This is a genomic window from Burkholderia sp. IMCC1007, assembly GCF_027257875.1.
Lineage (GTDB): Bacteria > Pseudomonadota > Gammaproteobacteria > Burkholderiales > Burkholderiaceae > Burkholderia.
In genome coordinates this window covers 1-23,047 of the sequence record NZ_JAPVQY010000023.1, presented here as the reverse complement: position 1 = coordinate 23,047, position 23,047 = coordinate 1, and the positions used below count along the sequence as shown (strand labels likewise).

Annotated in this window: 21 protein-coding genes; 15 read left to right on the top strand and 6 right to left on the bottom strand. The window is 67.6% G+C overall.

Features of this window, described 5'->3' with window-relative positions:
* Positions 1–21: 21 nt before the first annotated feature.
* The 9 genes from O1Q03_RS20235 (at position 22) to O1Q03_RS20195 (ending at position 9,363) form a co-directional block, all read left to right on the top strand.
* A complete protein-coding gene (locus O1Q03_RS20235) occupies positions 22–699 on the top strand; it encodes a 2-dehydro-3-deoxy-6-phosphogalactonate aldolase (RefSeq protein WP_269505700.1) in 678 nt (225 codons plus the stop codon).
* Positions 699–1,478 carry an SDR family oxidoreductase gene (locus O1Q03_RS20230; RefSeq protein ID WP_269505782.1) on the top strand — a complete coding sequence of 260 codons (780 nt, stop codon included), beginning with the start codon at positions 699–701 and terminating at the stop codon, positions 1,476–1,478. Before O1Q03_RS20235 ends, O1Q03_RS20230 begins: the two co-directional genes overlap by 1 nt.
* Positions 1,479–1,580: 102 nt before the next feature.
* On the top strand, positions 1,581–2,576 hold the full coding sequence (locus O1Q03_RS20225; RefSeq protein WP_269505699.1) for an arabinose ABC transporter substrate-binding protein: 996 nt from the start codon (positions 1,581–1,583) through the stop codon (positions 2,574–2,576).
* Positions 2,577–2,643: 67 nt separating this feature from the next.
* Positions 2,644–4,155, top strand: coding sequence for an L-arabinose ABC transporter ATP-binding protein AraG (gene araG / locus O1Q03_RS20220; RefSeq protein ID WP_269505697.1), 1,512 nt, complete (start codon positions 2,644–2,646; stop codon positions 4,153–4,155).
* A gap of 78 nt (positions 4,156–4,233) precedes the next feature.
* On the top strand, positions 4,234–5,250 hold the full coding sequence (araH, locus tag O1Q03_RS20215; RefSeq protein WP_269505696.1) for an L-arabinose ABC transporter permease AraH: 1,017 nt from the start codon (positions 4,234–4,236) through the stop codon (positions 5,248–5,250).
* A 23-nt stretch (positions 5,251–5,273) separates the two neighbouring features.
* Positions 5,274–6,092, top strand: coding sequence for an SDR family NAD(P)-dependent oxidoreductase (locus tag O1Q03_RS20210; protein WP_269505694.1), 819 nt, complete (start codon positions 5,274–5,276; stop codon positions 6,090–6,092).
* Between the two features lie 65 nt (positions 6,093–6,157).
* A complete protein-coding gene (locus O1Q03_RS20205) occupies positions 6,158–7,219 on the top strand; it encodes an aldose 1-epimerase (RefSeq protein ID WP_269505693.1) in 1,062 nt (353 codons plus the stop codon).
* Between the two features lie 39 nt (positions 7,220–7,258).
* Positions 7,259–8,101 carry an orotidine-5'-phosphate decarboxylase gene (gene pyrF, locus O1Q03_RS20200; protein WP_269505692.1) on the top strand — a complete coding sequence of 281 codons (843 nt, stop codon included), beginning with the start codon at positions 7,259–7,261 and terminating at the stop codon, positions 8,099–8,101.
* 203 nt (positions 8,102–8,304) lie between these two features.
* A complete protein-coding gene (locus O1Q03_RS20195; protein WP_269505691.1) occupies positions 8,305–9,363 on the top strand; it encodes a haloacid dehalogenase-like hydrolase in 1,059 nt (352 codons plus the stop codon).
* A gap of 41 nt (positions 9,364–9,404) precedes the next feature.
* Here the strand turns inward: O1Q03_RS20195 and O1Q03_RS20190 are convergent, their stop codons facing one another.
* From O1Q03_RS20190 to thiL, 3 genes are read right to left on the bottom strand one after another with little or no spacing between them, the layout of a single operon-like run.
* Positions 9,405–9,905, bottom strand: a complete 501-nt coding sequence (locus O1Q03_RS20190; RefSeq protein WP_269505690.1) for a CinA family protein — start codon at positions 9,903–9,905, stop codon at positions 9,405–9,407.
* 31 nt (positions 9,906–9,936) lie between these two features.
* Positions 9,937–10,482 carry a phosphatidylglycerophosphatase A family protein gene (locus tag O1Q03_RS20185; RefSeq protein ID WP_269505688.1) on the bottom strand — a complete coding sequence of 182 codons (546 nt, stop codon included), beginning with the start codon at positions 10,480–10,482 and terminating at the stop codon, positions 9,937–9,939.
* Positions 10,472–11,470, bottom strand: a complete 999-nt coding sequence (gene thiL, locus O1Q03_RS20180) for a thiamine-phosphate kinase (protein WP_269505686.1) — start codon at positions 11,468–11,470, stop codon at positions 10,472–10,474. The genes O1Q03_RS20185 and thiL overlap by 11 nt, the downstream gene beginning before the upstream one ends.
* Positions 11,471–11,603: 133 nt before the next feature.
* Between thiL and O1Q03_RS20175 the strand changes: the two genes are divergently transcribed.
* The 3 genes from O1Q03_RS20175 to O1Q03_RS20165 all read left to right on the top strand — a co-directional run bounded on the left by O1Q03_RS20175 (position 11,604) and on the right by O1Q03_RS20165 (position 15,334).
* Complete coding sequence (locus tag O1Q03_RS20175) at positions 11,604–13,946, top strand: NADP-dependent malic enzyme (protein ID WP_269505683.1); 2,343 nt, start codon at positions 11,604–11,606, stop codon at positions 13,944–13,946.
* A 376-nt stretch (positions 13,947–14,322) separates the two neighbouring features.
* Positions 14,323–14,754 (top strand): ribonuclease, encoded by a 432-nt coding sequence (locus O1Q03_RS20170; RefSeq protein ID WP_269505681.1) that lies wholly within the window; start codon positions 14,323–14,325, stop codon positions 14,752–14,754.
* A 16-nt stretch (positions 14,755–14,770) separates the two neighbouring features.
* Entirely contained in the window at positions 14,771–15,334 is a 564-nt protein-coding gene (locus O1Q03_RS20165; protein WP_269505679.1) for a barstar family protein, read from the top strand.
* A 160-nt stretch (positions 15,335–15,494) separates the two neighbouring features.
* Here O1Q03_RS20165 and O1Q03_RS20160 read toward each other — a convergent pair whose 3' ends face one another.
* The 3 genes from O1Q03_RS20160 to speE form a co-directional block, all read right to left on the bottom strand.
* Positions 15,495–16,262 carry a 16S rRNA (uracil(1498)-N(3))-methyltransferase gene (locus O1Q03_RS20160; RefSeq protein ID WP_269505677.1) on the bottom strand — a complete coding sequence of 256 codons (768 nt, stop codon included), beginning with the start codon at positions 16,260–16,262 and terminating at the stop codon, positions 15,495–15,497.
* Between the two features lie 17 nt (positions 16,263–16,279).
* Positions 16,280–16,696, bottom strand: a complete 417-nt coding sequence (locus tag O1Q03_RS20155) for a VOC family protein (protein ID WP_269505675.1) — start codon at positions 16,694–16,696, stop codon at positions 16,280–16,282.
* Between the two features lie 172 nt (positions 16,697–16,868).
* Positions 16,869–17,726: a polyamine aminopropyltransferase gene (speE, locus tag O1Q03_RS20150; protein WP_269505674.1), complete on the bottom strand. Its 858-nt coding sequence runs from the start codon at positions 17,724–17,726 to the stop codon at positions 16,869–16,871.
* 217 nt (positions 17,727–17,943) lie between these two features.
* On the opposite strand from speE, the gene tkt reads away from it, so the two are divergent.
* The 3 genes from tkt (at position 17,944) to ltrA (ending at position 22,961) form a co-directional block, all read left to right on the top strand.
* Entirely contained in the window at positions 17,944–20,016 is a 2,073-nt protein-coding gene (gene tkt, locus O1Q03_RS20145; protein ID WP_269505672.1) for a transketolase, read from the top strand.
* An 88-nt stretch (positions 20,017–20,104) separates the two neighbouring features.
* Positions 20,105–21,115 (top strand): type I glyceraldehyde-3-phosphate dehydrogenase, encoded by a 1,011-nt coding sequence (gap, locus tag O1Q03_RS20140; protein ID WP_006485712.1) that lies wholly within the window; start codon positions 20,105–20,107, stop codon positions 21,113–21,115.
* A gap of 478 nt (positions 21,116–21,593) precedes the next feature.
* On the top strand, positions 21,594–22,961 hold the full coding sequence (ltrA, locus tag O1Q03_RS20135; protein ID WP_269504403.1) for a group II intron reverse transcriptase/maturase: 1,368 nt from the start codon (positions 21,594–21,596) through the stop codon (positions 22,959–22,961).
* Positions 22,962–23,047: the final 86 nt, after the last annotated feature.

Here is a 23,047-nt window from a genome sequence, read left to right as displayed (position 1 = left end):
TTGACTGAAGAGGAATCGCCGATGTCGTCCGACCTTACGCTGCCCGCGCCGTACATCCCGCACGCCGCACTGATGCGCGCGTTCGACGCGTGCCCGTTGATCGCGATCATGCGCGGCATCACGCCCGCCGAAGCGGCCGACCACGGCCTCGCGCTGTACGAAGCCGGGTTCCGGATCGTCGAGGTGCCGCTCAATTCGCCCGATCCGTTCGACAGCATCGCGGCGCTGCGCCGCGCGTTGCCGGACGACGTGATCGTGGGCGCGGGCACGGTGCTGCGCGCCGAGTACGTCGACCGCGTGCAGGACGCGGGCGGCACGCTGATCGTGATGCCGCACAGCGACGCGGCCGTGATTCGCCGCGCGCGCGAGCGCGGGCTGGCGAGCGCGCCGGGCGTCGCGACGCCGACCGAAGCGTTCGCCGCACTCGCGAACGGCGCGGACGTGCTGAAGATGTTTCCGGCCGAGCAGCTCGGCGTGACGGTCGTGAAGGCGTGGCGCGCGGTGATCGATCGCGCGGTGCCGCTGATTCCGGTCGGCGGAATTTCGCCGGACAACATGCAGCCATTCCTCGACGCCGGCGCGAACGGCTTCGGGCTCGGCTCGGCGCTGTACCGTCCCGGCCAGTCGGCGGATACGACCGCGGCGAACGCGCGCGCGTTCCAGGCCGGCCTGCGCGCGGCGCGCGGCGGAGACGCATGATGGAACGGCTCGCGGGCAAGGTCGCGATGGTGACGGGCGCGGGCCGCGGGATCGGCGCCGCGATCGCCCGCGCGTTCGTGCGCGAAGGCGCGGCCGTCGCGCTCGCCGATCTCGACTTCCCGCAGGCGCAGCACACGGCCGCCGCGATCGCACACGAATGCGACGGCGCGCGCGTGCTGCCGCTGCAGGCGGATGTCGCACGGCAGCAGGCGGTGCGCGATGCGCTCGCGCAGACCGAAGCCGCGTTCGGCCCGCTCGACGTGCTGGTGAACAACGCCGGCATCAACGTGTTCGCCGATCCGCTGACGATGACGGACGACGACTGGCGCCGCTGTTTCGCGGTCGACCTCGACGGCGTATGGCATGGCTGCCGCGCGGCGCTGGAGGGGATGGTCGCGCGCGGTCGCGGCAGCATCGTGAACATCGCGTCGACGCATGCGTTCCGCATCATCCCCGGCTGCTTTCCGTACCCGGTCGCGAAACACGGCGTGCTCGGCCTCACGCGTGCGCTCGGCATCGAATACGCGGCGCGCAACGTGCGCGTGAACGCGATCGCGCCGGGCTACATCGAGACGCAGCTCACGCGCGACTGGTGGGATGCGCAGCCCGATCCGGCCGCGGCGCGCGCCGAGACGCTCGCGCTGCAGCCGATGAAGCGGATCGGCAAGCCGGAGGAAGTCGCGATGACGGCCGTGTTCCTCGCGTCCGACGAGGCGCCGTTCATCAATGCCGCGTGCATCACCGTGGACGGCGGCCGCGCGGCGCTGTACCACGACTGACGCAACGATTCGAAAGACCGCACGTGCGACGGCCGCGCGCACGCTGCGTCGAAACCAACAAGCGGCTGCATCCTGCTCGATGAAGACAAGGAGACACTGGAGATGAAACGCAGAACGTTCGTAACGCTGGCCGCTGCAGCCGCGGTGGTGATGGGCAGCCCGGTCGCGCACGCGGCCGATCCGGTCAAGATCGGCTTCCTCGTGAAGCAGCCGGAAGAACCGTGGTTCCAGGACGAGTGGAAGTTCGCCGAGACGGCTGCGAAGGAAAAGGGCTTCACGCTCGTGAAGATCGGCGCGCCGTCGGGCGAGAAGGTGATGAGCGCGATCGACAACCTGTCCGCGCAGAAGGCGCAGGGCTTCATCATCTGCACGCCCGACGTGAAGCTCGGGCCGGGCATCGTCGCGAAGGCGAAGTCGCACAACCTGAAGATGATGACGGTCGACGACCGCCTCGTCGACGGCGCCGGCAAGCCGATCGAGTCGGTGCCGCACATGGGGATCTCCGCATACAACATCGGCAAGCAGGTCGGCGACGGCATCGCGGCCGAGATCAAGAAGCGCGGCTGGAACATGAAGGACGTCGGCGCGATCGACATCACCTACGAGCAGCTGCCGACCGCGCACGACCGCACGAGCGGCGCGACCGACGCGCTGGTCGCGGCCGGTTTCCCGAAGGCGAACGTGATCGCGGCGCCGCAGGCGAAGACCGACACCGAGAACGCGTTCAACGCGGCGAACATCGCACTCACGAAGAACCCGCAGTTCAAGCACTGGGTCGCGTACGGCCTGAACGACGAGGCGGTGCTCGGCGCGGTGCGCGCGGCCGAAGGACGCGGCTTCAAGGCCGACAACATGATCGGCATCGGCATCGGCGGTTCCGATTCGGCGTTGAACGAATTCAAGAAGCCGCAGCCGACCGGCTTCTACGGCACCGTGATCATCAGCCCGAAGCGCCACGGCGAGGAAACCTCGGACCTGATGTACGCGTGGATCACGCAGGGCAAGGCGCCGCCGTCGCTGACGCTGACGACGGGCATGCTCGCGACGCGCGACAACGTGTCGAAGGTGCGCGAGGAGATGGGGCTCGCATCGAAGTAAGCGGCCCGCCGGCTGCCGCGGCGATGCGGCGGCCGGCGGTCGATGGATCTGCAAGTGGGGAGACGACGTGTCAGCGGCACTGCGTTTTGACAATATCGGCAAGGTATTTCCCGGCGTGCGCGCACTCGACGGCATCTCGTTCGACGTGCATGCGGGCGAAGTGCATGGCCTGATGGGCGAGAACGGCGCGGGCAAGTCGACGCTGCTGAAGATTCTCGGCGGCGAATACCAGCCCGACGCGGGCAGCGTGCTGGTCGACGGCCAGCCCGTGCATTTCACGAGTGCGGCCGCTTCGATCGCGGCCGGCATTGCGGTGATTCACCAGGAGCTGCAGTACGTGCCCGACCTGACGGTCACGGAGAACCTGCTGCTCGGCCGGCTGCCGAACGCGCTCGGCTGGGTGAGAAAGGGCGAAGCGAAGCGCCACGTGCGCGAGCGGCTCGCCGCGATGGGCGTCGATCTCGATCCCGACGCGCGGCTCGGGCGGCTGTCGATCGCGCAGCGGCAGATGGTCGAGATCTGCAAGGCGCTGATGCGCAACGCGCGCGTGATCGCGCTCGACGAACCGACGAGCTCGCTGTCGCATCGCGAGACGGAGGTGCTGTTCAAGCTGGTCGACGACCTGCGTGCGCAAGGCCGTGCGCTGATCTACATCTCGCACCGGATGGACGAGATCTACCGGCTGTGCGACGCATGCACGATCTTTCGCGACGGTCGCAAGATCGCATCGCACGCATCACTCGCCGACGTGCCGCGCGAGCGGCTCGTCGCCGAGATGGTCGGGCGCGAGATTTCGGATATCTACCATTACGCACCGCGCGCGCTCGGCGACGTGCGATTTTCCGCCGAAGGCATCGACGGCCCGGCACTGCGCGAACCCGCGAGCTTCTCGGTGCGCGCGGGCGAGATCGTCGGCTTCTTCGGGCTGGTCGGCGCGGGGCGCAGCGAACTGATGCGGCTCGTGTATGGCGCGGACCGCCGGCGCGCGGGCGTGCTGACGCTCGACGGCAAGCGCATCGACGTGAAGCGCACCGGCGACGCGATCCGCCACGGCATCGTGCTGTGCCCGGAAGACCGCAAGGAAGAAGGGATCATCGCGATCGCGTCGGTTGCGGAGAACATCAACATCAGCTGCCGCCGCCATTCGCTGCGCGCCGGGCTCTTCATCAACCGCAAGGCGGAAAGCGAAACGGCCGACCGCTTCATCCAGCGTCTGAAGATCAAGACGCCGAACCGGCGGCAGAAGATCCGCTTCCTGTCGGGCGGCAACCAGCAGAAGGCGATCCTGTCGCGCTGGCTCGCGGAGCCCGACCTGAAGGTCGTGATCCTCGACGAGCCGACGCGCGGGATCGACGTCGGCGCGAAGCACGAGATCTACGACGTGATCTACCGGCTCGCGGAGCGCGGCTGCGCGATCGTGATGGTGTCGTCGGAACTGCCGGAAGTGCTCGGTGTGTCCGATCGCATCGTCGTGATGCGCGAAGGCCGGATCGCCGGCGAGCTGCCGCGCGCCGAGGCGAACGAGCACGCGGTGCTGAACCTCGCGCTGCCGCAGACGAGCGCGGTCGAGGCCGCCTGACGCGGCCGGATACGCCCGGGACATTCGAATCGAACACGCGCGGCGCGGGCCGCGCGATGCAGGAGCGGGAGACACACCATGCAAGCCAACGAAAACCTTGCCAGCGCCGCCGTAAAGCCGTCGGCCGACACGCTGGTTCCGCAGCAGAGCGACCGCCAGAAGTGGTGGCAGCATCTGACCGAATACAGCCTGATCGCGATCTTCGCGGTGATGTTCATCACGATGTCGCTGACCGTCGATCACTTCTTCTCGATCGACAACATGCTCGGCCTCGCGCTGTCGATCTCGCAGATCGGCATGGTCGCGTGCACGATGATGTTCTGTCTCGCGTCGCGCGACTTCGACCTGTCGATCGGCTCGACCGTCGCGTTCTCGGGCGTGCTGTGCGCGATGGTGCTGAACGCGACCGACAACACGTTCGTCGCGATCGTCGCGGCGGTCGCGGCCGGCGCCGCGATCGGCTTCGTGAACGGCGCGGTGATCGCGTACCTGCGCATCAACGCGCTGATCACGACGCTCGCGACGATGGAGATCGTGCGCGGGCTCGGCTTCATCGTGTCGAAGGGGCAGGCGGTGGGCGTGTCGTCGGATACGTTCATCGCGCTCGGCGGGCTGTCGATGTTCGGCGTGTCGCTGCCGATCTGGGTCACGCTGCTGTGCTTCATCGGGTTCGGCGTGCTGCTGAACCAGACCGTTTACGGCCGCAACACGCTCGCGATCGGCGGCAATCCCGAGGCGTCGCGGCTCGCGGGGATCAACGTCGAACGCACGCGCGTGTACATCTTCCTGATCCAGGGCGCGGTGACGGCGCTCGCGGGCGTGATCCTCGCGTCGCGCATCACGTCGGGCCAGCCGAACGCCGCGCAGGGCTTCGAGCTGAACGTGATCTCCGCATGCGTGCTCGGCGGCGTGTCGCTGATGGGCGGCCGCGCGACGATCTCGGGCGTCGTGATCGGCGTGCTGATCATGGGCACCGTCGAGAACGTGATGAACCTGCTGAACATCGACGCGTTCTACCAGTACCTGGTGCGCGGCGCGATCCTGCTCGCGGCCGTGCTGCTCGACCAGCTGAAGAACCGCGGCGTACGCGACTGACCGAATCCACGGAGACGATACGCATGACCATCGACACATCAGCGCACGGCACGCACGCGGCCGCGAGCGACGCGCGCTTCGCGCGCTACCCGAGCCTCGAGGATCGCGCGGTGCTGATCACGGGCGGCGCGACCGGCATCGGCGCGTCGTTCGTCGAGCACTTCGCGCGGCAGGGTGCGCGCGTCGCGTTCGTCGATCTCGACGCCGACGCGGGCGCCGCGCTCGCCGAGCGCCTCGCGCATGAGCAGCACGTGCGCCATGCGCCGCTGTTCGTGCCGAGCGACCTGACCGACATCGACGCGCTGCGCCGCGCGATCGACGCGATCCGCGCGCGCATCGGCCCGATCACGGTGCTCGTGAACAACGCGGCGAACGACGTGCGTCACGTGATCGCCGACGTGACGCCCGCGTCGTTCGATGCGGGCATCGCGGTGAACCTGCGTCACCAGTTCTTCGCCGCGCAGGCGGTGATCGACGACATGAAGCAGCACGGCGGCGGCGCCATCATCAATCTCGGCTCGATCAGCTGGATGCTGAAGAACGGCGGCTATCCCGTCTACGTGATCGCGAAGGCGGCCGTGCAGGGCCTGACGCGCGGGCTCGCGCGCGATCTCGGCCCGTTCGGCATCCGCGTGAATTCGCTGGTGCCGGGCTGGGTGATGACCGACAAGCAGCGCCGGCTGTGGCTCGACGCCGCAGGCCGCGCGGCGATCAAGGCCGGTCAGTGCCTCGACGCCGAACTGCTGCCGGACGATCTCGCGCGCATGGCACTGTTCCTCGCGGCCGACGACAGCCGGATGATCACCGCGCAGGACGTGGTGGTCGACGGCGGCTGGGCCTGAGCATTCGCGGGATCGCGCAACGCAACGTATCGCATCGTTTCTTCGACGAAGGAAAGGAGTTCATCATGACGGCCACGTCCTCGCGCGCATCGTCGTCCACCAGCCAGTCGCGCCGCGCGCGCCTGGCTGCCGCCGCGCAGCCGGTCAGCGCCGGCCCGCAGACCGCCGCGTTCGCGCAGGGCGTCGGCGCCGCGCACGCGGCGGCCGTCACGCTGTCGAACGCGGCGCTGCGGCTCGACGTGCTGCCGCACCTTGGCGGCGGCATCGCGCGCTTCGACTGGCGCGGCGACAACGGCGCACTGGTGCCGGTGTTCCGCCGCTGCGAGCACCCGGAAGTCGCGACGGACCCGAACGAGCTCGCGTGCTATCCGCTGCTGCCTTACTCGAACCGGATCGGCGACGGGCGCTTCGAATGCGACGGGCGCAAGATCGCGGTGCCGCGCAACCGCCGCGACGAGCCGCTGCCGATCCACGGCGACGGCTGGCTCGCGCCGTGGCAGATCGACGACACAACGGACACGACGCTGCAACTGTCGCTCGATCGCGCGAGCGGCGCGCCGTACGCGTTCCGCGCAATCCAGTCGTTCGCGCTCGACGACGCGACGCTGTCGATCGCGCTGACGATCGAGAACGCGGGGCGCGCACGGCTGCCGTTCGGGCTCGGCCTGCATCCGTTCCTGGTGCGCGACGCTGCGACCGAGCTGGCCGCGGCGGCCGGCGGGCTGTGGCTGTCGGGCGCCGACTTCCTGCCGGTGCGGCACGTGAGCGTGCCGCCGGCCTGGCAGTTCGGCGTCGCGTATCCGCTGCCGGCGACGCTCGTCAATCATGCGTTCACCGGCTGGGGCGGCCACGCGACGGTCGGCTGGCCGCGCCGCGGGCTGTCGCTGACGGTCGCGGCCGACACCGATGCGTACGTGCTCTTTACGCCGCCCGGCGAGGATTTCTTCTGCTTCGAGCCGGTCGATCATCCGATCAACGCGGTGAACCTGCCGGGCGGCGCGGCCGCGCACGGGATGACGCTGCTCGCGCCGGGCGAGCGGCTCACGCGGCGTTTTTCGTTCACCGTCGAGCGGGCCGATGCGCGGGTCGATGCGGCCGCACGCGAGGCACGCCGGCGACGCGGGTAAAATACGCGGTCTACCAACGGTTTGCCGCGAGTATCCGCCATGTCTTCCCCGCTTACTTTCATCGAATCGCTGCGCGCCGCGTGGCAGCGCACGAATTCGCTGCTGTGCGTCGGCCTCGATCCCGAGCCGTCGCGCTTTCCCGTGCAATTCGACGGCCAGCCCGATGCGATCTTCGAATTCTGCCGGCAGATCGTCGACGCGACCGCGCAGTATGCGAGCGCGTTCAAGCCGCAGATCGCGTACTTCGCCGCGCACCGCGCGGAAGATCAGCTGGAGCGCCTGATCGCGCACATCCATCTCCAGCATCCGGGGCTGCCCGTGATCCTCGACGCGAAGCGCGGCGACATCGGCAGCACGGCCGAGCAGTACGCGCGCGAAGCGTTCGAGCGCTATCGCGCGGACGCCGTTACCGTGAATCCGTACATGGGCTACGACTCGGTCGAGCCGTACTTCGAGCATGAAGGCAAGGGCGTGATCGTGCTGTGCCGCACGTCGAACCCGGGCGGCTCGGACCTGCAGTTCCTCGAAACGAGCGGGGCCGGCCATCCGGGCCGGCCGCTGTATCAGGTCGTGGCCGACCTCGCGGCGAACAAGTGGAACGCGCGGAACGGCCAGCTCGGCCTCGTGGTCGGCGCGACGTTCCCGCGCGAAATCGAGATCGTGCGCGGGATCGTCGGCGACATGCCGCTCCTGATCCCCGGCATCGGCGCGCAGGGCGGCGACGTGGCGGCGACCGTCAACGCGGGCCGCACCGCCGACGGCACCGGGATGATGATCAACTCGTCGCGCGCGATCCTGTACGCGAGCAACGGCGAAGACTTCGCCGAAGCCGCGGCGCTCGCCGCGCAGAAGACGCGCGATACGATCAACGCGCATCGCTGATCGCTCGCTGAAATACAGGCCGCCCGCCCGGGCGGCCTTGTGCCGCCCCCCGCGCGCGCGGGCCGCGCGGCTTTTCCGCCGTGAGCCGTCCTGGCGCACGCGAACAATTTCCCGTCGCTTTCCCACCGTATGTCGGCAACTTCGTTGCGCGATGCTGCTTGTCATCGATCCGTAACCAAAATGTCAAGAAAGGGAGCGACGCCATGCCCAAGCTGTCCCGCCATCTACTGAGCGCGCTTGCCGCGTCGTTGTGCATGTCGTTTGCCCACGCGGCGGACCTGTCGCACTGGCCGGCGGACAGCGCGAAGGCGCTGAACGCGATGATCGCCGAGCACGCGAACCGCGGCGACTACGCGGTGTTCGACGCCGACAACACGACCTACCGCTACGACCTCGAGGAATCGCTGCTGCCGTATCTCGAGAACCGCGGCGTGCTCACGCGCGACTCGCTCGACCCGTCGCTGAAGCTGATCCCGTTCAAGGATTCCGCCGGCTACAAGGAGTCGCTGACGAGCTACTACTACCGGCTCTGCGAGATCGACGATCTCGTCTGCTACCCGTGGATCGCGCAGGCGTTCGCGGGGCTGTCGCTGGCCGACCTGAAGCGCCACGTCGACGCGATGCTCGCCGACGGCAAGCCGGTGCCGATCCGCTACTGGCAGGGCGACAAGGTGGTCGACGGCGCGGCGAACCCGCCGCGCTTCTTCCGCGGGATGCAGGAACTGTACAACGCGCTGCGCGAGAACGGGATCGAGGTGTACGTGATGACGGCCGCGCACGAGGAGCTCGCGCGGCTGGTGCTGTCCGATCCGAAGTACGGCTACAACGTGAAGCCGCAGAACGTGATCGGCGTGACGACGCTGCTGCGCAACCCGGCGACGGGCGCGCTGACGACGTCGCGGCTGCAGATCAAGGCCGGCAAGTACGACGAAGCCGCGAACCGCAACCTCGTGATCACGCCGTTCCTGATGAACCCGATGACGTGGTACGAGGGCAAGCTCGGCTCGATCGTCGGCCGGATCGACCAGTGGAAGAAGCCGGTGCTGGTCGCGGGCGACACGCCGACGTCCGACGGCTACATGCTGTTGAACGCGACCGACGTCGCGCGCGGCGGCGTGCGCGTGTGGGTGAACAAGAAGGACAAGCAGATGGCGCAGATCCGCGCGTGGTCGGACGAATCGGCCGCGAAGCAGAAGGCGCTCGGCCTGCCGATCACGGCGGACAAGAACTGGATCGTCGTGAAGCCCGACGCGATCCAGTAAGCGGGCAGGGGCGCTTGTCGCCCCGCCGGGTTGCGGACGAATCAGCCTTCGCGTTCGTCGAGCAGCGTCAGCAGCCCGCGCAGCGCATGCGCGGCCGCCTGCGTGCGGATCTGTTCGCGATCGCCCTTGAATACGCGCGTCTCGGCGTCGGTATGGAGCCGGTTGCTCCACGCGAACGACACGGTGCCGACCGGCTTCTTCTCGCTGCCGCCCGCCGGGCCGGCGATGCCGGTGACGGACAGCGCGACCTGCGCGCGGCTGTTGCGCAGCGCGCCTTCGGCCATCGCCCGGGCGACGGGCTCGCTGACGGCGCCGTGCTTTTCGATCAGGTCGGGCGGTACGCCGATCATCTCGCTCTTGGCCTGGTTCGAGTACGTGACGAAGCCGCGCTCGAACCACTGGCTGCTGCCGGAGATGTCGGTGATCGCGGCGGCGATCATGCCGCCCGTGCAGGATTCGGCGGTGGCGAGCGACAGGTGCTCGTCACGCAGCTTGTTGCCTGCGCGGATCGCAAGCTGGTGGACGACGGAATCGGTTGGCATGCGCGTCGGAAAACGAAAGTCGGGAAATCGGTCAGCCGATGACGGAGCGCCACACGGCAATTGCCAGCAGCGTCATGAAGGCGGCGACCAGGTCGTCGATCATGATGCCGAGGCCGCCGGTCATGCGGCGGTCGAAATAGCGGATCGGCGGCGGCTTGAGCATGTCGAACAGCCGGAACGCGACGAAGGCCCACAGCTGGCCGATGAAGGTCGCGGGCGTGACGAACAGCATCACGAGCCAGACCGCGACGATTTCGTCCCACACGACGGCGCCCGGATCGGCCGCGCCCATCCTGCGTGCGGTGAAGCCGGTGAGCCACGCGCCGCCGACGAACCCGAGCGCGATCAGCGCCCACCATTCGGGCACCGTCAGATAGCGGTTCAGCACGACGAACGTCAGCCAGCCGAACAGCGAGCCGAACGTGCCGGGCATGATCGGCGCAAGCCCGCTGCCGAAGCCGAGCGACACGATGTGCGCCGGGTGCGACAGCATGAAGCGCGCGGTGGCACGCTGCGGCACGTTCCGCGCGGCGCGGGGCGCGTCCGCCGGTTGCGCGGTCGTCGGGTCAGTCTGCATGGAAGTGATCGAAACCGTGCAACGTGAGGGTCAGGGGCGTGCCGGCGGCGTCGCGCCACGCGATCGCGGGCTGCTCCGACGGCGACGACAACGCGCGTATTGTACCGACTCGCGTGACCGGAACGCCGGCGCTGGCGCCGGCTGCGTCGACCGCTGCACGGGCCGCGACGGGCGCGGTGAAGCACAGTTCGTAGTCGTCTCCGCCGGCCAGCGTGCATTGGCGCTGCACGGCGGGCGGCAGCGTCGCGAGCGCGGCCGAGCGCGGCACCGCGTCGGCATCGATGTCGGCGCGCACGTTCGAGCGGGTCAGGATGTGGCGCAGGTCGCCGGCGAGGCCGTCCGAGATGTCGAGCGCCGCATGCGCGATGCCGGCGAGCGCGAGGCCGAGCGCGATGCGCGGCTCCGGCCGCTCGAGCGCCTGCCGGAACGCGGCGGCCTCGGCCGCGCCGGCGGTCCATTCGCCGCGCGCGAGACCAAGCCCGGCGCGCGCGTCGCCCAGCGTGCCGGACACCCAGATGTCGTCGCCGTCGCATGCGGCATCGCGTCGCAGCGCGGCGTCCGGCGCGACTTCGCCGAACACCGTCACGCACAGGTTCAGCGGCCCGCTCGTCGTGTCGCCGCCGATCAGCTCGCAGCCGAACCGCTCGGCGAGCGCGAACAGGCCGTTACTGAAGGCCTCGAGCCACGCCGCGTCGGCGCGCGGCAGCGCGCACGCGAGCGTGAACGCGCGCGGCTCGGCGCCCATCGCCGCGAGATCGGACAGGTTCACCGCGAGCGTCTTGTGGCCGAGCGCGTCGGGCGCGACAGTGGGGAAGAAGTGGCGGCCTTCGACCAGCATGTCCGTCGAAATGGCCAGCAATTTTCCGGATCGCGGCGCGATCAGCGCGCAATCGTCGCCGATGCCGAGCGTCGACGCGCGCGGCCCCCGGGCGGCACGGCGTGCGAAGAAGCGATCGATCAGCGAGAACTCGGAAAGGGCGGCTGGCACGGCGGGAGATCCGAAGCGGTTGACGGAACGGCATTGTACGAGGCGAACGGCGGCGTTCCTGCACCGTTCAGTACATTTTGTCGCGGCTGTCGCACCCGAATCGCCGGTCAGACGGGCTTCGATTGGCGCTACAATGCCGTCGAGCAGTTATTCTAATCCGCCCGTCACCAGACACATGTCGACTCAAGCCTCCTCCAAAGCCAAGCTCCGCGAAGCCGCTCTCGACTATCACGAATTCCCGACCCCGGGGAAGATCGCGATCGCCCCGACCAAGCAGATGATCAACCAGCGCGATCTCGCGCTCGCGTATTCGCCGGGCGTGGCGTATGCGTGCGAGGAAATCGTCGAGAACCCGCTGAACGCCGCACGCTTCACCGCGCGCAGCAACCTGGTCGGCGTCGTCACGAACGGCACGGCCGTGCTCGGCCTCGGCAACATCGGCCCGCTCGCGTCGAAGCCGGTGATGGAAGGCAAGGCGGTGCTGTTCAAGAAGTTCGCCGGCATCGACGTGTTCGACATCGAGCTGAACGAGTCGGACCCGCACAAGCTGGTGGACGTGATCGCCGCGCTGGAGCCGACCTTCGGCGGGATCAACCTTGAAGACATCAAGGCGCCGGACTGCTTCATCGTCGAGCGCGAAGCGCGCAAGCGGATGAAGATCCCGGTGTTCCACGACGACCAGCACGGCACCGCGATCGTCGTGGCCGCGGCCGTCACGAACGGCCTGAAGGTCGTCAACAAGGACATCAAGAAGGTCAAGCTCGTCGCGTCCGGCGCGGGCGCGGCGGCGCTCGCGTGTCTCGACCTGCTGGTCGACATCGGCCTGCCGCTCGAGAACATTACCGTGACCGACCTGGCCGGTGTGGTGTACAAGGGCCGCGCCGAGCTGATGGACCCGGACAAGGAGCGTTTCGCGCGCGAAACCGAAGCGCGCACGCTCGCCGAAGTGATCGACGGCGCGGACATCTTCCTCGGCCTGTCGGCTGCCGGCGTGCTGAAGCCGGAGATGGTGAAGGGCATGGCCGAGCGCCCGCTGATTCTCGCGCTCGCGAATCCGACCCCCGAAATCCTGCCGGAACTCGCACTCGAAGTGCGCCCGGACGCGGTGCTCGCCACGGGCCGCACCGACTACCCGAACCAGGTCAACAACGTCCTGTGCTTCCCGTTCATCTTCCGCGGCGCACTCGACGTCGGCGCGACGACGATCACGCGTGAAATGGAGATCGCGGCCGTCAATGCGATCGCCCAGCTCGCGCAGCAGGAGCAGAGCGACATCGTCGCGACCGCGTACGGCATTCAGGATCTGTCGTTCGGGCCCGATTACCTGATTCCGAAGCCGTTCGATCCGCGCCTGATCGTGAAGATCGCGCCGGCCGTCGCGCAGGCCGCGATGGACGGCGGCGTCGCGACGCGCCCGATCGAGGACATGGACGCGTACAAGCAGCACCTGCAGCAGTTCGTGTATCACAGCGGCACGACGATGAAGCCGATCTTCCAGATCGCGCGCGTCGCGCCGGAAGAGAAGAAGCGGGTCGTGTTCGCGGAAGGCGAAGAAGAGCGCGTGTTGCGCGCGGTTCAGATCATCGTCGACGAGAAGCTCGCGAAACCGATCCTGATCGGCCGTCCGGCGGTGATCGAGCATCGTATCCAGCGCTACGGCCTGCGCCTCACGCCCGGCACCGACTTCACGGTCGTCAACACCGAACACGACGAGCGCTACCGCGACTTCTGGCAGACGTACTACAAGATGATGTCGCGCAAGGGCATCAGCGAGCAGCTCGCACGCGTGGAAATGCGCCGCCGCACGACGCTGATCGGCTCGATGCTCGTGAAGAAGGGCGAAGCGGACGGAATGATCTGCGGCACGATCAGCACGACGCACCGCCACCTGCACTTCATCGACCAGGTGATCGGCAAGCGCCCCGGCTGCAGCGTGTACGCGGCGATGAACGGCCTGGTGCTGCCGGGCCGTCAGATCTTCCTCGTCGACACGCACGTGAACGTCGATCCGACCCCGGAGCAACTCGCCGAGATCACGATCATGGCGGCGGAAGAAGTGCGCCGTTTCGGCATCGAGCCGAAGGTCGCGCTGCTGTCGCACTCGAATTTCGGCACCAGCAACGCACCGTCGGCGCAGAAGATGCGCGACACGCTCGCGATCCTGCAGGAACGCGCGCCGGAGCTGAAGGTCGACGGCGAAATGCACGGCGACGTCGCGCTCGACGCGGCGCTGCGCAAGGAAATCCTGCCGGAATCGACGCTGGAAGGCGAAGCGAATCTGCTGATCCTGCCGAACATCGACGCGGCGAACATTGCGTACAACCTGCTGAAGACGGCGGCCGGCAACAACATCGCGATCGGGCCGATCCTGCTGGGCGCCGCGCAGCCGGTTCACGTGCTGACGGAATCCGCGACCGTTCGCCGCATCGTCAACATGGCGGCGCTGCTGGTCGCCGACGTGAACGCCGCGCGCTGACCCGGCCCCATGTGCCGTACCGGTCGAACCGGTGCGGCGCGCCGGGAAAAATTGTAAACAAAAGCAAAAAGAGGCGTGCCCGCAATGGGCACGCCGCCGGGCACGGCTCGAACGCGCTTCCCGCAAGCAACAGCAGCATCTCTCCACTCTGGGTAACGAGCGTGGCAAGGAGGCAGATTCTCGCCATGCGAGAGATGCTGCCCGCATTTTATCTCATGTAAGATAAATGTAGTGTAATTTCGGTAAAAAATGCCCGATTCGGCGTCGCGTGCGGCTTTCGATTCCCAAACGAACATTGATTCGCGCGGACAATAGCGCTACGCTAACGCCTTCGTTGGTCGTCAACTACTTGATTTAACAGCGGGAACCCCGGTTCATGGCACGCAAGTGGCTCCGCAACGGCGCGCTCGCGTCCGTCTTCGCGATGTTCGCGATGGGTATCGTCGGCACGCCGACGGGCAGTCTGGTTTCCGCCGCTTACGCACGGCAGGCCGTTTCAGCCGACATGGCCGCCGGCGGGCTCGATACGATCCCGACCGCCGGTCTGCCGCGCGAGGCCGTGACCACGCTTGGCCTGATCGGCGCCGGTGGCCCCTATCCGTACGAGAAAGACGGCGTCGTATTCGGCAACCGCGAGCGGATCCTGCCGAAAGCGAAGCGCGGCTTCTATCACGAGTACACGGTGCCGACGCCGCGCGCACGCAATCGCGGTGCGCGCCGGATCGTCTGCGGCGGGCCGTTGCGGCGGGTCGACAACTGTTATTACACCGACGACCACTACACCAGTTTTAAACGTATTGTTGAATGACTTCGGGATGAACGGAATGAGCGACTCCATCTACGCGCACGATACGGCGGCGGCGGAACTGTTCGCGGCCGGCGACGGCAATCTGTTTCAGCGCGTGATGCAATTACACGCGGCGGCACAGGCTGGCGGCGCGCCGGCGCAACAGGAAGCCGAGCCCGGGCCTTCATCGAACGAGGAGCCTATGAGCCTTTTCACGACCGTGCGACCCAATCTCGTGCAGTCGATCCGCGCGTTCCGCGTGCAGGATCTCGCCGACGAAGCCGCTCGGCTCGGCCAGCATTTCCTGTATGCGTATTGCGGCGCCGCGCAGTCCAAGCAGGAAGTGATGGAGACGATCGCGACGTCGTTCCTGTTTCCGAAGCATTTCGGCAAGAACTACGACGCGCTGTACGACTGCCTGACCGACCTGGTCGCGAAGGCGGGCGCGCAGCCCGGTTTCGTGATCGTCCTCGAAGGGCTGCCGATCGCGCAGAAATTCGACAAGGAAGGGCGCGAGACGCTGCTCGACGTGTTCCGCGAAGCCGCCGAGTTCTGGGCCGAGCGCAAGGTCGCGTTCCGCGTGTTCTATTCGTTCGCGTAAGCGCGAAACCGTCGGCCGCGCGTGCGGTCGAGCCACCAAGAAGCCCGCGTGCGACGCGGGCTTTTTTGCGTCCGTACGAAATGGATGGACCCGCGCAGGGATGGGCCCGCGCAGCCCGTCATGGGTCGATATCGGCGTTTGATCCGGCACGCGCGGCGTGTCACCACCCGCCCCAGCGCGCGGCCAGCGCCGCGAGCACGGCCGCGCCGGCCGTCTCGGTGCGCAGCACGCGGGGCCCGAGCGACAGCGCGGTGAAGCCGCGCGCGCGCGCCGCGTTTTCCTCGTCAGGCGACAGCCCGCCTTCCGGCCCGATCAGCAGCGTGACGGTCGCGGCCGGCGGCGCATCGGGCAGCGACGCGAACGGGATGCTCGCACGCGGCGACAGCAACAGCCGCAGCTCGCCGTCGGCCGCTGCGGCCGGCAGCGTATCGAGCCACGCGCCGAAGCCGCGCACGTCGGCGACGTCGGGCACGCGGTTGCGCCCGCATTGTTCGCACGATGCGCGCACGACGCCGCGCCAGTGCGCGACGCGCTTGTCGGCGCGCTCGCCCGACAGTTTCACGACGCCGCGCGCGGTCGACAGCGGTACGACCGCCGCGACGCCCAGCTCGACGGCTTTCTCGATCACCCAGTCCATCTTGTCGCCGCCGGCGATGCCTTGCGCGAGCGTCACGCGATACGGCGGCTCCGCTTCGGTCGGGTCGAACGTTTCGATCTGCGCGAGCGCGCTGCGCTTGTCGATCTCGACGAGCCGCGCGCGGTACTGGCCGCCGTTGCCGTCGAACAGCGCGAGCGCGTCGCCGGGCTGCAGGCGCAGCACCTGCGCGTGGCGCGCGACGTCGGCCGGCAGCGCAAGCGTCGCATCGGCGCGCAGCGCGGTTTCGACGAAAAAGCGCGGCACGGCCGCGGTGGTGGTGGCTTCACTCATGCGTGGTGCGGCTCCGCTCATGTGCGCAGGCGGCGCGCGAGCGCCCAGCGGTAACCGTCGAGATCCTCGATCTGAGCGAAGCGATCGCCCCAGAACTGATCCTGCGGCGCGGTCAGCGACTTTGCGCCCGCATCGAGCGCGCGCTGCCAGGTTGCGTCGACGTCGTCGACATACAGATAGAACGACTGCGGCGCGGTTGCGTTCGCATGCTTCGGCGTGAGCGCGGTCGAGCCGAACGCGCCTTCCGGCGCGAACATCACGATCAGCTGGCCACGGTAGGTCATCTCGACGTGCATGATCGCGCCGTCCTCGTCGAGCACGTCGCGCAGCTCGAAACCGAATGCGGCCTTGAAGAAGTCGATGGCCGCCTGCGCATTGCGGACAGCCAGGTAAGGCGTCAACCAAGGCACGTCGGCCGGACGTGGATCGGTCATGAAAAATCTCCTGTCGAACGAACAGCGGGGGTGATGCGGGTACTTCGGCGGCCCTCCGGTAGCGTTCCGGGCCTGCATGCCGGTGCGCCAGCGACGGCCGGCGACGGCCGGTCACGGCCGGGCGCGGACGCACGCGCGATGGAACAACGGAACGATGCGGCCGCCCGGAAGCTCAGCGGCGAGCGCCCAGTGTATCGCGCAGCGCGCGCGGCAGGGCAAAGAGGGACGCATGCAGGCGCGCATCGTAGTAGCGCAAGCCGTGCACGCGGCGCGCGGCGAGCCGTTCGTCGACGTCGTGCGCGAACAGCGCGGCCGCGTCGAGCGTGTCGCTCGCGATCGCCATCAGCCATTGCGAGCCGTACAGCGGCACGTGCGCCGACAGCGGATCGACCACCGCGAAGCACGCGCGCAGGTCGTCGAGCAGCGCGGCGATCCGCGGCGCATGGAATACGGGCGAGCCGAGGTGCATCGAGATCGCGCCGCGCGGCGTGAGGATCCGCTTGAGCCGCCTGTAGAACTCGCGGGTATAGAGGCCGGCCGCCGGCGAATCGGGCGGCGTGAGATCGAACACGACGAGATCGAAATGCTCGACGGTCGACGCGACGAAGTGCGCGGCGTCGCCGATCACGACTTCCACGCGCGGGTCGTCCAGCGCGCCCTGGTGCACGTCGTCGAGATAGCGGCGCGCCATGCCGACCACTTCGTCGTCGAGCTCGGCGACGACGATCCGCTCGATGCACGCATGCTTGAGCAGCTGACGCGCCGCGCCGCCGTCGCCGCCGCCGAGCACGAGCGCCTTTTTCGGGCACGGATGCGCGAGCGCGGCCGGGTGCGTCATGCACTCGTGGTACACGTATTCGTCGCCGACCGACGTCATCGGCCGGCCGTCCAGCGTGAACAGGCGGCCGAGCTGCGGCGTTTCCCAGACCTCGATGTGCTGGTGCGGCGATGCGACGTGTGCAAGCCGCCGGGCATTAGGGAAGCCGTAGGTGGCGTCGGGCGTGGGATGAAAAAGGAGGGTCGTGCTCACGGGCGGGGCCGCTCGGGGCGGGCAGTTCCGACGCCTGAATTATAGGAGGCGTGCGCGTCGATGGAAAAGCGTGCCGGAACAGCGCGCGCCGACAAGGGAAATGTCGGGCCATCTGTTAAAATGACGAGCTTTGCAGCCCCGTCCGTAGGCTCCGTCCGCTTCGCGTCCGTCAGGCGCCGCATCGCGCGCCCGGAACGATTGACGCTCGAGCTTTCGGATGCCGCCGTGCTCCCGTTTCCTCGACTCGTTCTCCGGACTCGACATGACGACTTCGTCTCCCGCCTCCACCACCTTGATGGCCAACGCGATCCGTGCGCTCGCGATGGACGCCGTCCAGCAAGCGAACTCCGGCCACCCCGGCATGCCGATGGGCATGGCCGAAATCGGCGTCGCGCTCTGGTCGCGCCATCTGAAGCACAACCCGACGAACCCGCACTGGGCGGACCGCGACCGCTTCGTGCTGTCGAACGGCCATGGCTCGATGCTGCTGTACTCGCTGCTGCACCTGACCGGCTACGACCTGCCGATCGAAGAGCTGAAGAACTTCCGCCAGCTGCACTCGAAGACGCCGGGCCACCCGGAATACGGGATCACGCCGGGCGTCGAGACGACCACCGGCCCGCTCGGCCAGGGTCTCGCGAACGCCGTCGGCATGGCGCTCGGCGAAGCGCTGATGGCCGACGAGTTCAACCGTGACGGCGCGAAGATCGTCGATCACCATACGTACGTGTTCCTCGGCGACGGCTGCCTGATGGAAGGCATCTCGCACGAAGCCTGCTCGCTCGCGGGCACGCTGAAGCTGAACAAGCTGATCGCGCTGTACGACGACAACGGCATCTCGATCGACGGCGACGTCGTGAACTGGTTCCACGACGACACGCCGAAGCGCTTCGAAGCGTACGGCTGGAACGTGATCCCGAACGTGAACGGCCACGACGTCGACGCGGTCGACGCGGCCATCGCGAAGGCGAAGCTGTCGGACAAGCCGACGCTGATCTGCTGCAAGACGGTGATCGGCAAGGGCGCGGCCACCAAGGCCGGCGGCCACGACGTGCACGGCGCGGCGCTCGGCGCGGAAGAAATCGCGAAGACGCGCGCGGCGCTCGGCTGGACCTGGGAGCCGTTCGTGATCCCGCCGGAAGTCTACGCGGCATGGGATGCGAAGGAAGCCGGCAAGCGCGCCGAGTCCGAATGGGACGCGACGTTCGCCGCCTATCGCGCGAAATTCCCGGCAGAAGCCGCGGAATTCGAGCGCCGGATGGCCAACAAGCTGCCGGCCGACTGGGCCGAGAAGGCTGCGGCGATCATCGCCGGCGCGAACGAGCGCGCCGAGACGGTCGCGACCCGCAAGGCATCGCAGCAGGCGATCGAAGGCCTCGCCGCTGCGCTGCCCGAACTGCTCGGCGGCTCGGCCGATCTGACCGGTTCGAACCTGACCAACTGGAAGGCATCGAAGGCGGTGCGCGCGAATCCGGAAGGCGCGGGCGTGCTGCTCGGCAACCACATCAACTACGGCGTGCGCGAATTCGGCATGAGCGCCGCGATCAACGGCCTCGCGCTGCACGGCGGCCACAAGCCGTTCGGCGGCACGTTCCTGACGTTCTCCGACTACAGCCGCAACGCACTGCGCGTCGCGTCGCTGATGAAGGTGCCGTCGATCTTCGTGTTCACGCACGATTCGATCGGCCTCGGCGAAGACGGCCCGACGCACCAGTCGATCGAGCACGTGTCGAGCCTGCGCCTGATCCCGAACCACGACGTGTGGCGCCCGGCCGACACGGTCGAGACGGCCGTCGCGTGGACCCACGCGGTCGCCGCCGACCGTCCGTCGAGCCTGATCTTCAGCCGCCAGAACCTCGCGTTCAACCCGCGTACCGATGCGCAGATCGCGAACATCGAGAAGGGCGGTTACGTGCTGAAGGACTGGGACGAAGAGATCGTCGCGCGCAAGATCATCCTGATCGCGACGGGCTCGGAAGTCGAACTCGCGATGAAGGCCGTCGAGCCGCTCGCGCAGCAGGGCATCGCGGCGCGCGTCGTGTCGATGCCGTCGACCAACGTGTTCGACCGCCAGGACGCCGAATACCGCGAACGCGTGCTGCCGCACGGCGTGCGCCGCGTGGCGATCGAAGCGGGCGTGACGAGCTTCTGGCACAAGTACGTCGGCCTCGAAGGCGGCGTCGTCGGGATCGACACGTTCGGCGAATCGGCCCCGGCCGGCGTGCTGTTCAAGTACTTCGGCTTCACTGTCGAGCACGTCGTCGAGACGGCGAAGACCGTGCTGGCCTAAAAGCATTCGCGGCGCGCGCTACCCGTCGCGCGCGTCGCACCGTGAAGCTGCACGAAACGAATTTTTTTCAGCCATCAGGAGATAGACCATGACGATCCGCGTCGCAATCAACGGCTACGGCCGTATCGGCCGCAACACGCTGCGCGCGTTCTATGAAAACGGCAAGAAGCACGATCTCGAGATCGTCGCCATCAACGACCTGGGCGATGCGAAGACCAACGCGCACCTGACCCAGTACGACACCGCGCACGGCAAGTTCCCGGGCGAAGTGTCGGTCGACGGCGACTACCTCGTCGTGAACGGCGACAAGATCCGCGTGCTGGCGAACCGCAACCCGGCAGAACTGCCGTGGGGCGAGCTGGGCGTCGACGTCGTGATGGAATGCACCGGCTTCTTCACGACGAAGGAAAAGGCGAGCGCGCACCTGAAGGGCGGCGCGAAGAAGGTGATCATCTCGGCGCCGGGCGGCAAGGACGTCGACGCGACGATCGTCTACGGCGTGAACCACGACGTGCTGAAGGCCGAGCACACGGTCATCTCGAACGCATCGTGCACGACGAACTGCCTCGCGCCGCTCGTCAAGCCGCTGAACGACAAGATCGGCCTCGAAACCGGCCTGATGACGACGATCCATGCGTACACGAACGACCAGGTGCTGACGGACGTCTATCACGAAGACCTGCGCCGCGCGCGTTCGGCCACGCACAGCCAGATCCCGACGAAGACGGGTGCTGCCTCCGCTGTCGGCCTCGTGCTGCCGGAACTGAACGGCAAGCTCGACGGCTACGCGATCCGCGTCCCGACGATCAACGTGTCGATCGTCGACCTGTCGTTCATCGCGAAGCGCGACACGACGGTCGAAGAAGTCAACGCGATCATGAAGGAAGCATCGGAAGGCGCGCTGAAGGGCATCCTCGGCTACAACGACGCACCGCTGGTGTCGATCGACTTCAACCACAACCCGGCTTCGTCGACGTTCGACGCAACGCTGACCAAGGTGTCGGGCCGCCTCGTGAAGGTGTCGAGCTGGTACGACAACGAGTGGGGTTTCTCGAACCGCATGCTGGATACGGCAGTCGCATTCGCGAACGCGAAGTAATCCTGCCCGTTGCGCAGCCGCCGCAACGCGGCGTGCGCAGCGAACGAGCCCGGCCGGGTCTTCCGGCCGGGCTTTTTTTGTGCGCCCAGCATGGGCGCACTCTAGTGGGTGCAAGTCCCACCGCAAGTTGATCACAGCGAGCGAAGCGAAGCGCAACTGCATGAGGGCGACCGAGTGTGGGGAGGAAGCGTGGAGCGAAACTGCGAGCCGATGAACAAGAACCGGATAGAAGGCGGTGCCGTCCAGGGCGAGCGGGCAAAAAGCCGCGAAGCTCTCGTGATCAAGGGGCGGCGGCGTAGATCCGGCGGCTGTGCAGTGAAGGAGTGCGTTCTTACCTGGGGAGATCCCGCCTCATGCCTGAAAGGGCAACGGCGTCGAGCCGGAGCGGGAAGTCAGCAGAGGCCGTAGTAGTCACAGGATAAGCCGGTGAGGTGGAAGCTGGTGACGAAGGGCCGAACGGAAAGGAGTGTCCAGCGTTATGTCGATGCGGCAGGCAGTGCGTCAGATGCCCGTGCAAACGGGGCGAGCGAGGGAAGCGCGCGGTGAAGCTGCGCGCGTACCTGCTAGCGACGAAGCCTGCTGCCCGCGACATGAATCCGGGGACACAGGGTCAGCGCTGCTGGAAGCGGCTCTGACGAGAGAGAATCTGAAGCAGGCGTTCAAGCGGGTACGGGCTAACAAGGGAGCCGCTGGCGTGGACGGTCTGGACATTGACCAGACGTCGCGTCATCTGGTGACGGCGTGGCCTGCGATCCGTGAACAATTGCTGAAGGGCACGTACCGGCCCAGTCCGGTACGACGGGTGGCGATCCCGAAACCGGACGGAGGCGAGCGTGAGCTTGGCATCCCGACGGTGACGGACCGGCTGATCCAGCAGGCACTGCTGCAGGTGCTGCAGCCAGTTCTGGACCCTACCTTCAGCGAGCACAGCTACGGCTTCCGGCCCGGACGGCGTGCGCACGATGCGGTGCTTGCCGCGCAATCGTACGTGCAGTCGGGACGGCGAACCGTGGTTGACGTTGATCTGGAGAAGTTCTTCGACCGGGTCAACCACGACATCCTGATCGACCGTTTGCAGAAACGCATTGGGGACGCCGGAGTGATCGGGCTGATCCGGGCGTATCTGAACAGCGGCATCATGGCTGACGGGGTGGTCCAGCAACGGGATCAGGGCACGCCGCAGGGCGGACCGTTATCCCCGTTGCTGGCTAATGTTCTGCTTGATGAGGTGGACAAGGAACTGGAGCGGCGGGGCCACTGCTTCGCCCGCTACGCTGACGATGCGAATGTGTATGTTCGCAGCCGTCGTGCGGGCGAGCGGGTGATGGCGCTGTTGCGACGCCTGTATGGTCGGCTGCGCCTGAAGGTCAATGAGACCAAAAGCGCCGTGGCGAGTGTGTTTGGTCGCAAGTTTCTGGGCTACAGCCTGTGGGTAGCTGCGGGCGGTGTGGTCAAACGCAAGGTGGCGGCCAAACCGCTGCTGGCGTTCAAACACCGCATTCGAGAACTGACCCGCCGCTCTGGCGGGCGCGGCATGCCCGAAGTGGTGGAACGGCTACGGGCTTATGTGTTGGGATGGAGGGCGTACTTCCGGTTGGCGCAAACGCCCGGTGTGTGGTTGGCACTGGACGAGTGGTTGCGTCACCGGCTGCGGGCTATCCAGCTTAAACATTGGCGCCGGGGCCCGACCATCTACCGGGAACTTCGTGCGTTGGGGGCGTCGGTCGACGTTGCGCGACAGACGGCGGCGAGCAGCCGCCGTTGGTGGCGTAACAGCGCCCAGTTGCTCAACAGCGCCCTGACCATCGCATACTTCGACCGGCTCGGCGTACCTCGTCTCTCATAACCTCAACTTCTCGAACCGCCCGGTGCGGACCCGCATGCCGGGTGGTGTGGCAGGGGTACGGCCTCATGGCCGTCCCCTATGCCGAT